Below are 14,277 nucleotides of genomic sequence, written 5' to 3'. Positions count from 1 at the left end.
GGCCAACCCGAACTGCCCGGCGCATCCCTGCGCCTGGCTCCTGGCACAACGTAAAAGCCTCAGCGCTGCGGATAGCCCTTGCAGCATCAGCGGTGCTACGGCCATTTAGATTGTGCCCGCTTTGATAAAACCCAGTGAAGGTATGGAACACTGGTCTGGATCATCACTAAACTCGTCAAACTCGTCAAACTCGTCAAACTCGTCAAACTCGTCAAACTCGTCAAACTCGTCAAACTCGTCAAACTCGCCAAACTCGCCAAACTCGTCAAACTCGTCAAACTCGTCAAACTCGTCAAACTCGCCCAATCAGCCCAATCAGCCCAATCAGCCCAATCAGCCCAATCAGCCCAATCAGCCCAATCAGCCCAATCAGCCAAATAAGCCAAATAAGCCAAATCAGACGAACTCGCCAAATCAGACAAACCCACCCAGGAATCGTCATCTCCTGCGTAACCAAGTCTTCCAGCCAACCCCAAACTTTGTCATCACCCCTTGGCTCAACCATAGGGCATTGCACCTTCAAGTCGCATGACAAATAAGTCATTGACAACCTACTTTTGGTAAGTTACCAATGGTAGGTCAATCAATGTCGGAGATTATTCCCATGCATACGCTTATCGTTACGGCCCATCCTGACAGCCATTCACATACGCACGCTGTGGTCAGACACCTTGCTGCAGGTATCACGGCGAGTGGTTTGCACAGTGTTGAAATCGCCGATTTAGCCGCTGAGCAATTCGACCCGCGCTTCAACCAGGCGGATTTCGATCAGTTCAAATCAGGCACTGTTTCACCTGCGGATGTGTTGGCTGAACAGCAACGTCTGAACCGTGCAGATGCGCTGGTAATGCTGTATCCGATTTACTGGTGGTCGTTTCCGGCACAATTGAAAGGATGGATTGACCGCGTATTTACCCAGGGCTGGGCATATGACGATACCGGTGAAAAGGTGATAAAGAAGTTGGGGCATCTTCAGGTGCATCTGCTGGCGCTGGGGGCGGCGAATACGCGCACGTATTTGCGACGCGGTTATTTCGGCAGTATGCGCAATCAGATCGATGAGGGGATCTTCGGCTATTGCGGCGCGCCCGTGATCACCAGCGAACTGTTGTTGCCGTCCGATGAGGGTTATCCTGATGCGCATTACGCGCTCGCCCGGCAGTTGGGACAGCGACTTTTCACTTTGAAGGAACCTGCATGAACTCACCAACGCGCCAGCGTATGACCTTTGACGAACGCCGCGAGCAGCTCATCAGCACGGCGTGGAACCTGGTGCGCTCGCACGGCAGTGATGCGCTGACCTTAGGACGGGTGGCGGTCGAAGCGGGTGTCAGTAAGCCCGTGGTGTATGAGCATTTTGGTACCCGACACGGTTTGCTCGCTGCGCTGTATGAGGACTTTGATGTGCGGCAAAACGCTGTGATTGATGCGGCGATGGCCAAGGCGGGCAGCGAACTGACGGAACGTGCCAGCACGGTGGCGGCTTGTTATGTGAACTGTGTACTCACTCAGGGGCGCGAGATCCCCGATGTGCTGTCAGCGCTCAACAGCACGCCCGAATTGGCCGAAGTGAAGCGCAAATACCAACTCGATTTCATGGCGAAGTTTCGTCTGTGGTTTGCTGAGGCGAAGCTGCCGCAATCCAGCTTGTGGGGCTTGCTGGGCGCGGCAGACGCCATCTCAAATGCCGTGGTGTGTAGCGATATTCGGCAACTGGATGGCGTAAAGGAACTGCAGGGACTGATTGAGGCGCTGGTGCAACGCCATCTTATCTGATGCTGTTCACCAGCCAGCTGGCCAATTCGTTGAGTTCCTTCTGTTGCTCCGGGAACGCCGCAATCAGTTCTTGCATGGCAGCCTGCAGGGATTCCGGGCGATACGCCACCCCTTGAAGCTTCATCGCCAGCGCTTCTAAGGGTGCGGGATTAAGGCTATCGGTGAAAATCTGGCTGCGGCTAATCGTGCCGCGCTCAACATCAAAGTGAATCTCAACGCCACCCCAGACAAAGCGTTCCTGCAGCAGATGCGAGAAATCAGGTGCCTGACCAAAATTCCACTCCCAGCTGCTCTGTCGGGCAAACTGCTCCTTAAAGCCGGGAAGGTCTGGCAGCACTTCAGGTGAAATATATTCGGGCTCGCAGGTTTCGTGGTAATGCGTGAAGTAGGCGGCAATCACTTCACGACGGATATCAGCAAAACTGATCTCCGGGATAAAATCCGCAATATTAGCGACGCGTGAACGCACCGACGAGATCCCTTTAGCCTGAAGCTTTTTGATGTCCGGGTTAAGATAATCAGCAAGACGTGAAAGATCGGCGCTCATCAGGAAAGTGCCGTGGTGAAAACCGCGATCGGGTGTTTCACGATAGGCGGAACCGGAAATCTTGCGTATATCGCCATTCACATTGACCACGATGTCATTGCGACCGGAGGCTTCGGCGCGCATACCGAGCTTCGCAAGCGCCTGCAAAATAATCGCCGTCGAGACGGTTTTATCGTATTCAGGTTTACCGGCCATAAAAGTGAAACAAGCGTTGCCCAAATCATGGAACACCGCACCGCCGCCGCTGCTGCGCCGCGCCAGTTTGATGCCATCTTCTGCCATCCTGCGCGTATTGCACTCTTTCCACGGATTTTGTGCGCGGCCAATGACCACCGTTTCGGCGTTTTGCCATAAAAACAACACGCGCTGGGTCGTGGGCATCTGTCGGAAGATGCACTCTTCCACCGCGAGATTAAACCATGGATCGTGTGAGTCAGAGATCAGCAAACGTAGGGTGGACATGTTTCCTCCAGTTCCTTGAGAGAGAGGCGTAGCTTACGCGTTACGGCAAGGAAAGGTAAGAAAAACGCCCTTCCATTGAAGCGCGTTTTTTACCTCTTATGCCACCACTAAATCACTTAATGGCTGGCAAGAGCAGGCCAGCACATAGCCCGCAGCGATCTCTTGTTCGGTTAGGGTCAGCGTACTGCTGACGCTGTATTCACCGGCAAGCACCTGGGTTTTGCAGCAGCCACACACGCCTTCGCGACAGGCGGCATTTACTGCTACCTGATTGCTTTCCAGCGCCTGCAACAATGAGTCGCCATGGGCTGCAAAGAAGGTTTTCGCTTCAGACAGTTTGCTCACCTTCACGCCTTCACTCGCCGCGGGCGCCGCAGGGGTGAAGAAGGGCTCTTTAAAGACGTGTAAAACCCCCATTTCTCGCGCTGTGTTTTCTACCCATTCCATATAGGGTGCAGGACCACAACAGAAAAGTGTCCGTGCGGTAAGATCCGGGACGGCATTCAGCATCGCCTGTGTTAAACGCCCAGCGGTAAATCCTGCGCTTGCCTGATTCTCCGCCACCAGCGTCACGGGATAGTTCTGCCACTCATCCGCGAAAATCACATCCTGCGGTGAGCGCACGCTGTAGATTACCTGCACATCCACGTCAGGGCGATGAGCAGCCAGCCAGCGTCGCATCGACATCACCGGCGTGACGCCGCAACCTGCTGCCAGTAATAGCAGTTTGTTACTGGCGAGGGGGTCACAGGTAAATGTGCCCTGGGCATCCGATAGCCACAGGTAGTCACCGCGTTTCACCTGCTGTGTGAGCCAGTTTGACCCAGCCCCGTTTTCAATACGTCTGACGGTCAGTGTGATGTATTCGCTGATGCCCGGCGTTGACGACAACGTATAGGCGCGCAGTGTCTCCTTTTGATGACTGATACTCACGAGGGCGTATTGGCCTGCGCGGTAGGGATAGTAATCATGGCAAATCAGCGACAGCGTCCAGACATCAGGCGTTTCCTGGTGAATATGATGGACTTGCATGCGCCATGGGCACAGTGGGGTTGGCATGGTCATGGTGTCTCCTATGCGCTCAGCATCTGTTGCATATCTTGCTCAACGGTGGTGACCTGGCGCAGGCCAAATTTCTCATTCAACACGGCAAGCAGGTCCGGTGTCAGGAAGCCGGGCGCAGTGGGGCCGGTGACAATATTAGTGACGCCTAATGACAGCAACGTCAGCAGAATCACAATCGCCTTTTGTTCAAACCAGGACAGCACTAACGAGAGTGGCAGTTCATTGACGCCGCAGCCCAGTTTCTCTGCCAGGGTTACGGCCAACATGATGGCTGAATAGGCATCGTTGCATTGTCCGGCATCCACCAGACGCGGTAAGCCTTCAATGTCACCGAAATCGAGTTTGTTAAAGCGATACTTCCCGCAAGCCAGCGTTAAGATCAGGCAATCTGCCGGCACCTGGGTGGCAAAATCCGTGAAGTAATTGCGTTCACCGCGTGCACCGTCGCAGCCACCGACTAAAAATACGTGGCGCAATTTCTCCCGGCTGACGAGGTCGATCAGCGTATCGACCGCCCCGAGCAGCGTTTGTCGGCCAAAGCCCACGGTAATGAGATGTTCAATCTCACTGTAAGGGAAACCGTTGAGCTGCAAGGCTTGTGAAATCACAGGGCTGAAATCGTCACCTTCCAGATGATTGACGCCAGGCCAGCCAACGATGCTGCGCGTCCAGATACGATCCTGATACGAGCCAACATGCGGATCGATGATGCAGTTGGATGTCATCACAATAGGGCCAGGGAAGCGCGCGAATTCAACCTGCTGGTTCTGCCAGCCGCTGCCGTAGTTACCCACCAGGTGTTTGAATTTACGCAGTTCAGGATAGCCATGCGCAGGCAACATCTCGCCATGGGTGTAGACGTTAACGCCTGTGCCCTCGGTTTGTTGCAGCAGGTGATAGAGATCTTTCAGGTCATGGCCGGAAATCAAGATGCTTTTACCCGCGACCGCTTTGACGTTGACCTGAGTGGGGGTGGGATGGCCATAAGCATGGGTTTCACCCGCATCGAGGATTTGCATCACGCTGAAATTCATCTGGCCGATATCCATCGCACATTCAAGCAATGCATTCATCTCCGCTGGCCAGGTGCCGAGCCACGCCATGATGGTGTGATAACGTGCGTAGATGGCGTTGTCATATTGACCGAGGACATGCGCGTGTTCCATGTACGCCGCTGCACCCTTTAGCCCATAGAGACAAAGCAGGCGCAGGCCGAGAATGTTGTCACCGATGGCAGCTTTATCGCGGTTGGGGATAAAGGCCGCCGCTTGCCTTTGCAGATCGCCGAGGTCGTCACTGACCAGCTGTAAGTCAGCCATCGGATGTTCGACCTGCGCATGGGCATCGAGCGCGAGGCACAGCGCTTTTAGTGCTTCACGTTTGGCTATCGCTTCACGCGCGTAACCGACGATACGGATCGGATCAAAGTTGACGTTGGTGAGGGTGGAAAAGAAGGCGCGCGGGGCGAAGCTGTCGACCGCGTGGTCAATCAGGTCATATTCGCGCGCTTTGCAGGCCCATGCCGAGAGCCCTTGCAGCGTTGCAATCAATAAATCCTGTAAGTCGGAGGTTTCAGCGGTCTTGCCGCACATTCCCTGCGCGTAAGAACAGCCGTTGGCGACGGGAGTTCGAATGGTTTGCTCACATTGCACACAGAACATAATCACACCTTGCGTATAAGTTGTATTTTAAATGCATCTTTAAGCTAGGCTTGATTTAGCTGTCTGACCAGAGGATTTGCAGGTTACTTGAGGGGGGATTGATTTAGCGCAATTTTGTGCAGGGAGGTTTTAATCGGCGTGTGGAGATGTATTGATGTCAACGGCGAGAAGCGTGTAAAAAAACAGGTGCGCAATGCGCACCCGGTATCGGCATCTGTAGGGCCGCCACGGCGGGCGACCGCTGATTACAGAAGAGATTTCGCGGTGTTCACCACGTTCTCAACGGTGAAACCGAACGCTTTGAACAGAAGATCTGCTGGAGCAGATTCACCGAAGGTGGTCATGCCCACGATAGCGCCATTCAGGCCAGTGTACTTGAACCAGTAATCTGCGATACCCGCTTCGATGGCCACACGCGCTGCCACCGCTTTTGGCAATACTGATTCACGGTAGGCTGCATCCTGCTTGTCGAAAGCATCGGTAGAGGGCATCGACACCACACGTACTTTGCGGCCTTCCTGGGTCAGCTGCTCGTAGGCGGCAACGGCCAGTTCCACTTCTGAACCGGTGGCGATTAGGATCAGCTCTGGCGTACCTTCACTGTCTTTCAGTACATAACCACCGCGCACTACGTTGGCCAGTTGCTCCGCGCTGCGATCCTGCTGTGCCAGATTCTGACGCGAGAAGATCAGCGCGGTAGGGCCGTTGACACGCTCGATAGCGTATTTCCAGGCCACGGCAGACTCAACCTGGTCACACGGACGCCACAGACTCATATTGGGCGTCACGCGCAGGCTGGCCATCTGTTCTACTGGCTGGTGCGTTGGTCCATCTTCGCCCAGGCCGATGGAGTCATGGGTGTAGACCATGATCTGACGCACTTTCATCAACGCCGCCATACGTGCCGCGTTACGTGCATACTCCACGAACATCAGGAAAGTTGCGGTGTAGGGCAGGAAACCACCGTGCAGCGCGATGCCGTTGGCGATGGCGGTCATACCGAATTCGCGTACGCCGTAATGAATGTAGTTACCGGCAGGATCTTCATTGATGGGTTTAGAACCCGACCACATGGTCAGGTTGCTGGGCGCGAGATCCGCCGATCCCCCCAGATACTCCGGCAGGATCTTGCCGAAGGCTTCAATCGCATTCTGAGACGCTTTGCGGCTGGCGATTTTCGCTGGATTAGCCTGTAGTTGCTGGATAAATTGTTGCGACTCGGTTTCCCAGTTATCGGGTAATGCATCATTGATACGACGGTTAAATTCCGCCGCCAGCTCAGGGTGAGCCTCGGCATAGGCCGCGACTTTAGCCTCCCACGCAGACTCTTTCGCCTGACCGGCTTCTTTCGCATCCCACTGGGCATAAATATCCGAAGGGACTTCGAACGGCGCGTGATGCCAGCCCAGATGTTGGCGGGTCTGGGCAATTTCGTCATCGCCTAACGGTGCGCCATGGACATCATGGGTACCGGCTTTATTCGGTGAGCCAAAACCAATCACGGTTTTGCACATCAGCAGGGAAGGTTTGTCTGTAACCGCTTTGGCTTCTTCAACCGCTTTCTTGATGGCTTCGCCGTCATGACCATCTACGTCGCGCACCACATGCCAGCCGTAGGCTTCGAAGCGTGCTGCGGTATCATCCGTGAACCAGCCATCCACATGACCATCGATGGAAATACCGTTGTCGTCATAGAAGGCCACCAGTTTCCCCAGCTTCAGAGTCCCGGCGATCGAGCAGACTTCGTGCGAAATCCCTTCCATCATGCAGCCGTCACCCATAAACACATAGGTGTGGTGATCGACGATGTCGTGACCAGGTCGGTTAAACTGCGCGGCCAGCGTGCGCTCGGCAATCGCGAAGCCCACTGCATTTGCAATCCCCTGACCCAGCGGCCCGGTGGTGGTTTCCACGCCCGGTGTATAGCCGTATTCCGGATGACCCGGGGTTTTTGAATGCAGCTGGCGGAAATTCTTCAGCTCGCTGAGTGGCAGGTCGTATCCGCTCAGGTGCAGCAGGCTGTAGATCAGCATCGAACCGTGGCCATTCGACAGGACGAAGCGGTCACGGTTAGCCCACTTAGGATTGTTTGGATTGTGCTGTAAAAAATCGAGCCACAAAACTTCGGCGATATCCGCCATGCCCATGGGGGCACCCGGATGACCTGACTTGGCTTGTTGTACGCCATCCATGCTTAAAGCACGGATGGCGTTGGCTCTTTCCCGGCGTGTTGACATAAGGTTCTCCAGAGGTAAGAAGTCGGTGATTATTTAGTATGTGAAACTTGTTCGTAGTAACCGATCTTCTCGACTTTGGCGGTGGAGCCGCCACCTTCAAACTCGGAGGCCAGCCAGGCATTGACGATATTTTTCGCCAGTTCAGGCCCGATAACGCGTGCGCCCATGGTCATAATCTGGGCATTGTTGCTTTTACGCGCGCGTTCAGCGGAGAAAGTGTCATGACACTGTGCCGCACGTACGCCTTCCACTTTATTTGCCACGATGGCTACGCCGATACCGGTACCGCATAGCAGAATTCCGCGTTCAAATTCATTCTTCTGAATAGCCGTCGCCAGTGCAAAAGCCACATCCGGATACATTGGACGGTCGTTTTGCGCGTCATTGGTGTAATCCGTCACCTGGTAATCTTTCTCTTCAAGCAGTTTTTTAATGATGTTTTTCAATTCGATAGCCGCATCATCGGCGCCGATTGCGATTGTTTTCATCGTCATTCTCCAGCAGGGTTTTGTTCTGACGCCTGAACGTTTGTTACGTAGGCGAGAAGATGTTCACTGACAGCCTGCCATAAATACAATCATATGTTCAATGGTTGTTCATATGTTTTGTGTGCTGTTTGGGTGATGAGCCCCGTAGCAGGGGCTGATGCCACGCGGATTGCGCCGCATTTCTGCGTATTTTTCCGATTCAGGGCCAAAATCAAATCTCATGAGCAGGCTCACATTTTCAATCATTGCAGTTGAGGGATGAGCATTTATACGTGTAGTGTTCATTTGTTCGCATAACGATACCAATGTACAAGAAGACCCATCGAGGACTCGAACATGTGTCATTTACACCGTACCTCTCAGTACACCTGCAACCAGCGCCCCCTTGGCGTTTGGTCAACACCAAACAACAGTTTTAACCACGCACGTCATGGAGGTGCGTTATGAGTCAGCAAAACATGACGGCGATTGAGAAATCCGCTATCAGCAAAATCTCCTGGCGTCTGGTGCCTTTCGTAGCACTGATGTTCTTTATTAACTTCCTTGACCGCACCGCAATTTCTTTTGCTGGCCCCAATGGCATGACTCAGGACCTCGGTCTGACAGGTGTGCAGTTTGGTCTGGCGTCCGGCATCTTCTTTATCGGTTATATCCTGCTGGAAGTGCCGAGCAACCTGGCGTTGCATAAGTTCGGCGCACGTCGCTGGCTGGCACGTATCATGATCAGCTGGGGTATCGTCTCGCTGCTGTTCACCTGGGTGAGCAGTGTCGAAGGCCTGTATACGCTGCGCCTGTTGCTGGGTATTGCTGAAGCGGGCTTCTTCCCGGGCGCGATTCTTTATCTGAGCATGTGGGTACCGGGACGTCATCGCAGCAAAATCCTGTCCTTGTTCTATCTGGCACAGCCGCTGACCGTGGTATTCGGTGCGCCCCTGGCGGCAGGTTTGATTGAGCAACACGGTCTGTTTGGTCTGGATGGCTGGCGCGTGATGTTCCTGGGTGTTTCCATCCCGGCGATTCTGATCGGTATCGTGGCGCTGTTCTGGCTGGTGGACTCACCGCGTCAGGCGAAGTGGTTAACCGCAGATGAGAAGACCTGGCTGACCAACGAGCTGGAAGCGGAGCATCAGCAGAAGCAGGGCCATAAGAAACACAGCCTGCGTTCAGTGATGGGCAACGGTCGTGTGTGGACGCTGTGCCTGATCTACTTCGGCTTTATCTATGGCCTGTATGCGCTGGCCTTCTTCCTGCCAACCATTATCGGCGGCTTCCAGCAGCAGTTTGGAACCACCTTTAACGTGATGCAGAAGGGCTTGATTACCGGCGTGCCATACCTGATTGCTGCCGTGGTGATGTACTTCTGGTCAAAAGATGCCACCCGTCGTGGTTGCAAAACCTGGCACATCGCGATTCCAGCGCTGGCCGGTGGTATCAGCGTGCCACTCGCGCTGTATATGGATTCACCGTTCACCACCATCATGGTGATCGCGATTACGGCCAGCTCCATCTTTGCTGCCTTGCCTAACTTCTGGACGCTGCCAACGCAGTTCCTGACCGGCGCGTCAGCCGCAGCGGCTATCGCACTTATCAACACCTTAGGAAACGTGGCGGGCTTCTCCGCGGGCTACATCACTGGCGCACTGCATGACGCCACCAACAGCTATGTGTTACCGATGTTTGTGGTCGGTGGCTTCATGCTGCTGTCAGCCGTCCTTATGCTGTTATTGAATCGCCAGCGCCCGCAGTCTCAGCCGACCTCTATCGCACAGGAGCACTAAAATGACGTACCTGTTTAACCAACCTTCAGCCTTTGCTGCTGAACTCATTGAAGGCTTTGTCGCCGCCAACGCCGATAAAGTTCGTCAGGTCTCCGGTGGTGTGGTGCGCAGCACGCGCAGCCAACCTAATACGGTTGCGGTGATTGTGGGCGGCGGTTCCGGTCATTATCCGGCCTTCGCCGGGTTGGTTGGACAAGGTCTGGCACACGGCGCAGCTATGGGGAACCTGTTTGCTTCGCCGTCTGCTCAGCAGATCTACAACGTGGCCAGAGCGGCGCATAACGGCGCGGGCGTGTTGCTGATGTTCGGAAACTATGCGGGTGATGTACTGCACTTCGGCCAGGCTTGCGAACGCCTGCGCGCCGAGGGCATTTCCTGTGAAATTCTGGCGGTGACGGATGATATCTCCAGCGCCAGTAAAGACGAACGGGCAAAGCGCCGTGGTGTGGCGGGTGATTTATGTGTGTTTAAAGCGGCGTGTGCAGCGGCGGAAGCGGGCGATGATTTAGCCACCGTGCTTAAGAAGTCACAGCATGCTAACGATCGTACGCGGACTTTCGGTGTGGCATTTGGCGGATGTACCTTGCCGGGTGCCACCCATCCACTGTTTGAAGTTGAAAAAGGGCGCATGGCGCTGGGGCTCGGCATCCACGGTGAGCCGGGCATCAGTGAAACCGATGTGCCCAGTGCCGACGAACTGGCCGAGCTGTTTGTTGAACGTCTGCTGAGCGAAGTGCCTGCCGACGTCAGGCAGATTGAGGGCCAGCGCGTGGCGGTGATCCTCAATGGTTTGGGTTCCGTAAAGTATGAAGAGTTGTTCGTGGTGTATCGCCGCGTGGCACAGCTGCTGGCCGCCGCAGGATTGCAGGTGGTTCAGCCGGATGTCGGCGAGTTTGTCACCAGCTTTAATATGGCGGGCGCATCGCTGACGCTGATGTGGTTGGATGATGAGCTGGAGACGCTGTGGTGTGCCCCAGCAAACGCACCCGCCTATCGCAAAGGTAGCGTGTTGATCGCGGAACCGTTGAGTGCCGAAGAGCGTGAAGAGAGCACGGAAGAAGCACTGCCGCAGGCTTCTGCAGAGTCACAGCAGAGCGCACAGCGCGTGTTACATATCCTGGAATCAGTGGCAGATTTGTTACAGCGTAACGCGGAAAAATTAGGCGATATCGATGCCGTGGCCGGTGACGGTGATCATGGTATCGGTATGGAGCGTGGCGTGCTGGGCGCGGTAGAGAAAGCGCGTGAAGTGGCGACGCGCGGCGCAGGTGCAGGCAGCCTGTTGTGCCGTGCTGCGGATGCCTGGGCAGATAAAGCCGGGGGCACATCGGGTGCACTGTGGGGCGTCGCACTCACGGCGCTGGGGACGGCCATTGGCGATCAACAGTCACCGAATGCGCAACGCGTCGCAGCCGGCGTACGTGAAGCCAAAGAGGGCATTATGCACTTTGGCAAAGCGAAGGTAGGCGACAAAACCATGGTCGATGTGTTGGTGCCGTTTAGCGACAGCCTTAACGCTGCAGTCGCAGAGGGTGCTTCACTGACTGAGGCCTGGTTGGCGGCGGCACAGGTGGCCGATAAGGCCGCACAAGACACCGCTCAGCTGGTGCCGAAAATGGGTCGTGCGCGTCCGCTAGCCGAGAAAAGTGTCGGTACGCCAGATGCGGGTGCGATTTCACTGGCGATGATCGTCAATACCGTTGGCGATCTGCTAAAAGAACACAAAGCCTCTCAGCAAGGAGCGTAATGATGTCTCAGCCCAAAATCTGGCTCGGCGTCAGCCTGAAAATGTATTTCGGTTACCAGCAGACACTGGACTGGTGCCGCAAAGTCGCCGGATTGGCACAGTTGCCGGCGGTGAAAAACGGTGATGTTGGGTTGTTTGTACTGCCCGCTTATCCGGCTATTCCCGCTGTGGCTGACATTTTCGCAAAAACACCGGTGCGCTTTGGCGGCCAGGATGTGTGTCAGGCTGAGAACGGCGCCTGGACCGGTGAGGTCAGCGCCAGCATGTTGCAGGAACTCGGTTGCTCACTGGCCGAAATCGGTCACGCTGAGCGTCGTCGCCACTTCCATGAAGACAAAGCGCAGATTGCTGCCAAAGTGGCGATGTCGCTGCGACACGGATTAACACCGGTGCTGTGTATCGGCGAAGAACAGCAGGCCGGGCCGGATCAGGCTATCGCACTGTGCGAACAGCAACTGGCGGAAGCATTGGCTGATGCAGTGCAACAAGGTCTAAAGGGCGAGGTGTTCTTTGCCTATGAGCCGCAGTGGGCGATTGGTGCGCCACAACCTGCACCGGATAGCTATATCCGCGCGGTCTGTTCAGGCCTGCAACAGCTGAAAACGCCGGAGGGTATCACCTTGAAAATTATTTATGGTGGCAGCGCCGGGCCGGGGCTGATTCAGCGTCTGGGGACTGACGTTCATGGGCTGTTCCTGGGCCGTTTTGCCCACGACCCGAATGCACTGGCGCAAATCATTGAAGAGGCCAGCGTGCTGGCGAAGGAGATCCGTTAATGAGCCGTATCGGACTCAGTACTTATGCCTTTTTCTGGCGCATGTCCAGCAAAGTGCCCAACCCGCTGTCGCTGGAGCAGATGCTGCAGCAGACCGCCGAACTGGATATCTCGGTGTTCCAGATTTGTGATTACCCGGCGATTGAAAGTTGGTCAGATGAGCAGTTGCAGGATCTTCGCCAACTGGCCGACAAACTTGGCATCACGCTTGAGCTGGGTACACGCGGCTTGGGCACCGCCCATCTGCGTCGCTATCTGCATATGGCAAACATTCTCGATGCCCATGTCGTGCGCTCGATGTTTTACACCGCCGATCACCGTCCTTCACTGGATGAAGCCGCAGAATTGATTGCTGCGGTGCTGCCTGATTTCGCTCGCCAGCAGGTACGTCTGTGTCTGGAGACGTATGAGCAGGTCAACAGCGGCGCGATGATGTCGGTGATCAATAAGTTCCTCTCGCCGTGGTTATGTGTGTGTCTCGATCCCGCTAACTGCGTAGCAGGGCTGGAATTGCCTGAACAGGTGATCGCCAATACGGCGGCGCGCGTCGGTAACCTGCACATCAAAGATTTTGCCTTTACGCGTCGTGATGGCTGGGTCGGCTTTACCTTTGCCGGCTGCCTGATGGGCGAGGGCCTGCTGGACTATGAGCGGATGATCGCCAGTGTGCGCCCGGCAGAAAGAGAGATTAATCAAATCGTTGAACACTGGTTGCCGTGGCAGGACGATGCCGTGCTGACCTGCGAGCGCGAAGCCGAATGGACGCGCCGTACCGTTGAATTCTTACGTAGTAAACAAGATCAGGAGTTATACAAATGAGCAATGCATTGAAAACCATCACCGTAATTGGCGCAGGCGGCAAAATGGGTATGCGCATTTCTGCCAACTTCCAGAAAAGCGATTACCAGGTGTTTTACGTTGAGAACTCACCGAAGGCGCAGGAACAAGTGACGGCGCAAGGCCGTGAGTTGTCTGATGCTGCTTCCGTTGTGCCGGTCAGTGACGTAGTGATTCTGGCCGTACCGGATATCGTTCTGGGCAAAGTGTCTGAGGGCGTGGTGCCGCAGATGAAGGCCGGTGCGATCCTGCTGACGCTGGACCCGGCTGCGGCTTACGCAAACCTGATCGCGCATCGTGACGGCATCGAATATGCGGTGGCGCACCCTTGCCATCCGTCAGTGTTCCTGGAGCGCTACACCAAAGAAGAGCACGCGGATGCCTTCGGTGGCATCGCGGCTGTACAGCACGTCGCGGCTTCGTATGAAACTGGCTCCGATGCGCAGAAAGCCGAACTGAGCAAAGTCATCAGCGTGATGTACGGTCCGGTAGAGGAAGTGCATTGGGTCACGGTGACGCAGCTGGCCTATCTGGAGCCAACGCTGGTGGAAACCGTAGCCTGCATGGTGGGTGCTTTTATGAAAGAAGCACTGGATGAGACCGTCAAGCACAGCGGCGTGCCGGAAGAAGCGGCCAAAGCGATGCTGTATGGCCATATTCAGATCGCACTGGCCGTGGCCTTCCGCGCCACCAACCCGTTCTCGGATGCCTGTATGATCGCCATGGAATACGGTCGCGAGAAGATTGTTAAGCCAGACTGGAAGCAGATCTTCGATCAGAAAGAGCTGGATATCGTCATTGCCCGCATGCTGAAAATCGACGCCATTAAGCGTTAAGCGTGATGCAACCTGCGACTCGCCTTGCTGCTGTCTGGCGAAGCGAGTCGTATCAATGATATAACTCC

General features: G+C 55.2%; 14 protein-coding genes. 7 read left to right on the top strand and 7 right to left on the bottom strand.

The window, feature by feature from the left end; all coding sequences use genetic code 11:
• Positions 1-105: 105 nt before the first annotated feature.
• Together ACCW76_RS00710 and ACCW76_RS00705 are read right to left on the bottom strand one after the other, a co-directional pair.
• Positions 106-306, bottom strand: coding sequence for a hypothetical protein (locus ACCW76_RS00710; RefSeq protein ID WP_436337451.1), 201 nt, complete (start codon positions 304-306; stop codon positions 106-108).
• Positions 293-505 (bottom strand): hypothetical protein, encoded by a 213-nt coding sequence (locus ACCW76_RS00705; RefSeq protein ID WP_436337450.1) that lies wholly within the window; start codon positions 503-505, stop codon positions 293-295. Before ACCW76_RS00705 ends, ACCW76_RS00710 begins: the two co-directional genes overlap by 14 nt.
• A gap of 99 nt (positions 506-604) precedes the next feature.
• Between ACCW76_RS00705 and ACCW76_RS00700 the strand changes: the two genes are divergently transcribed.
• Positions 605-1,201 carry an NAD(P)H-dependent oxidoreductase gene (locus tag ACCW76_RS00700; RefSeq protein ID WP_436337674.1) on the top strand — a complete coding sequence of 199 codons (597 nt, stop codon included), beginning with the start codon at positions 605-607 and terminating at the stop codon, positions 1,199-1,201.
• A complete protein-coding gene (locus ACCW76_RS00695; RefSeq protein ID WP_038647046.1) occupies positions 1,198-1,776 on the top strand; it encodes a TetR/AcrR family transcriptional regulator in 579 nt (192 codons plus the stop codon). Before ACCW76_RS00700 ends, ACCW76_RS00695 begins: the two co-directional genes overlap by 4 nt.
• Here the strand turns inward: ACCW76_RS00695 and ACCW76_RS00690 are convergent.
• From ACCW76_RS00690 to ACCW76_RS00670, 5 genes are all read right to left on the bottom strand, one after another.
• Positions 1,769-2,785 (bottom strand): lipoate--protein ligase A, encoded by a 1,017-nt coding sequence (locus tag ACCW76_RS00690; RefSeq protein WP_436337449.1) that lies wholly within the window; start codon positions 2,783-2,785, stop codon positions 1,769-1,771. The genes ACCW76_RS00695 and ACCW76_RS00690 overlap by 8 nt on opposite strands.
• A 96-nt stretch (positions 2,786-2,881) precedes the next feature.
• Complete coding sequence (gene hcr / locus ACCW76_RS00685) at positions 2,882-3,850, bottom strand: NADH oxidoreductase (RefSeq protein WP_436337448.1); 969 nt, start codon at positions 3,848-3,850, stop codon at positions 2,882-2,884.
• Positions 3,851-3,858: 8 nt separating this feature from the next.
• Positions 3,859-5,511: a hydroxylamine reductase gene (hcp, locus tag ACCW76_RS00680; RefSeq protein WP_436337447.1), complete on the bottom strand. Its 1,653-nt coding sequence runs from the start codon at positions 5,509-5,511 to the stop codon at positions 3,859-3,861.
• A 245-nt stretch (positions 5,512-5,756) separates the two neighbouring features.
• On the bottom strand, positions 5,757-7,748 hold the full coding sequence (gene tkt / locus ACCW76_RS00675; protein WP_436337446.1) for a transketolase: 1,992 nt from the start codon (positions 7,746-7,748) through the stop codon (positions 5,757-5,759).
• A gap of 29 nt (positions 7,749-7,777) precedes the next feature.
• Positions 7,778-8,236 carry an RpiB/LacA/LacB family sugar-phosphate isomerase gene (locus tag ACCW76_RS00670; protein ID WP_038647043.1) on the bottom strand — a complete coding sequence of 153 codons (459 nt, stop codon included), beginning with the start codon at positions 8,234-8,236 and terminating at the stop codon, positions 7,778-7,780.
• A gap of 443 nt (positions 8,237-8,679) precedes the next feature.
• On the opposite strand from ACCW76_RS00670, the gene ACCW76_RS00665 reads away from it, so the two are divergent.
• Genes ACCW76_RS00665 through ACCW76_RS00645 form a run of 5 tightly spaced genes read left to right on the top strand, consistent with a single transcriptional unit; the run spans position 8,680 to position 14,209 of the window.
• Positions 8,680-10,014 carry an MFS transporter gene (locus ACCW76_RS00665; RefSeq protein WP_038647041.1) on the top strand — a complete coding sequence of 445 codons (1,335 nt, stop codon included), beginning with the start codon at positions 8,680-8,682 and terminating at the stop codon, positions 10,012-10,014.
• A gap of 1 nt (position 10,015) precedes the next feature.
• Positions 10,016-11,761 (top strand): dihydroxyacetone kinase family protein, encoded by a 1,746-nt coding sequence (locus ACCW76_RS00660; protein ID WP_436337445.1) that lies wholly within the window; start codon positions 10,016-10,018, stop codon positions 11,759-11,761.
• Between the two features lie 2 nt (positions 11,762-11,763).
• The gene (locus ACCW76_RS00655) at positions 11,764-12,537 is read left to right on the top strand and encodes a triose-phosphate isomerase family protein (protein ID WP_045833428.1); all 774 of its coding nucleotides are present in this window, start codon (positions 11,764-11,766) and stop codon (positions 12,535-12,537) included.
• Positions 12,537-13,355 carry a sugar phosphate isomerase/epimerase family protein gene (locus ACCW76_RS00650; RefSeq protein WP_436337444.1) on the top strand — a complete coding sequence of 273 codons (819 nt, stop codon included), beginning with the start codon at positions 12,537-12,539 and terminating at the stop codon, positions 13,353-13,355. Before ACCW76_RS00655 ends, ACCW76_RS00650 begins: the two co-directional genes overlap by 1 nt.
• Positions 13,352-14,209 (top strand): phosphogluconate dehydrogenase C-terminal domain-containing protein, encoded by an 858-nt coding sequence (locus ACCW76_RS00645; RefSeq protein WP_034823572.1) that lies wholly within the window; start codon positions 13,352-13,354, stop codon positions 14,207-14,209. Before ACCW76_RS00650 ends, ACCW76_RS00645 begins: the two co-directional genes overlap by 4 nt.
• Positions 14,210-14,277: the final 68 nt, after the last annotated feature.

The organism is Pantoea sp. C8B4 (assembly GCF_051336905.1).
Classification (GTDB): domain Bacteria; phylum Pseudomonadota; class Gammaproteobacteria; order Enterobacterales; family Enterobacteriaceae; genus Pantoea; species Pantoea rwandensis_B.
The sequence above is the reverse complement of the archived record's forward strand: the minus strand, read 5'-3'. Positions and strand labels throughout refer to the sequence as shown.

Bases quoted from the DNA above. Each gene is read 5' to 3' on its own strand.
- hcp (WP_436337447.1), bottom strand. From the start codon at position 5,511: ATGTTCTGTGTGCAATGTGAGCAAACCATTCGAACTCCCGTCGCCAAC.
- ACCW76_RS00695 (WP_038647046.1), top strand. From the start codon at position 1,198: ATGAACTCACCAACGCGCCAGCGTATGACCTTTGACGAACGCCGCGAG.
- ACCW76_RS00670 (WP_038647043.1), bottom strand. From the start codon at position 8,236: ATGAAAACAATCGCAATCGGCGCCGATGATGCGGCTATCGAATTGAAA.
- ACCW76_RS00705 (WP_436337450.1), bottom strand. From the start codon at position 505: ATGGTTGAGCCAAGGGGTGATGACAAAGTTTGGGGTTGGCTGGAAGAC.
- ACCW76_RS00650 (WP_436337444.1), top strand. From the start codon at position 12,537: ATGAGCCGTATCGGACTCAGTACTTATGCCTTTTTCTGGCGCATGTCC.
- ACCW76_RS00645 (WP_034823572.1), top strand. From the start codon at position 13,352: ATGAGCAATGCATTGAAAACCATCACCGTAATTGGCGCAGGCGGCAAA.
- tkt (WP_436337446.1), bottom strand. From the start codon at position 7,748: ATGTCAACACGCCGGGAAAGAGCCAACGCCATCCGTGCTTTAAGCATG.
- hcr (WP_436337448.1), bottom strand. From the start codon at position 3,850: ATGACCATGCCAACCCCACTGTGCCCATGGCGCATGCAAGTCCATCAT.
- ACCW76_RS00700 (WP_436337674.1), top strand. From the start codon at position 605: ATGCATACGCTTATCGTTACGGCCCATCCTGACAGCCATTCACATACG.
- ACCW76_RS00655 (WP_045833428.1), top strand. From the start codon at position 11,764: ATGTCTCAGCCCAAAATCTGGCTCGGCGTCAGCCTGAAAATGTATTTC.
- ACCW76_RS00690 (WP_436337449.1), bottom strand. From the start codon at position 2,785: ATGTCCACCCTACGTTTGCTGATCTCTGACTCACACGATCCATGGTTT.
- ACCW76_RS00660 (WP_436337445.1), top strand. From the start codon at position 10,016: ATGACGTACCTGTTTAACCAACCTTCAGCCTTTGCTGCTGAACTCATT.
- ACCW76_RS00665 (WP_038647041.1), top strand. From the start codon at position 8,680: ATGAGTCAGCAAAACATGACGGCGATTGAGAAATCCGCTATCAGCAAA.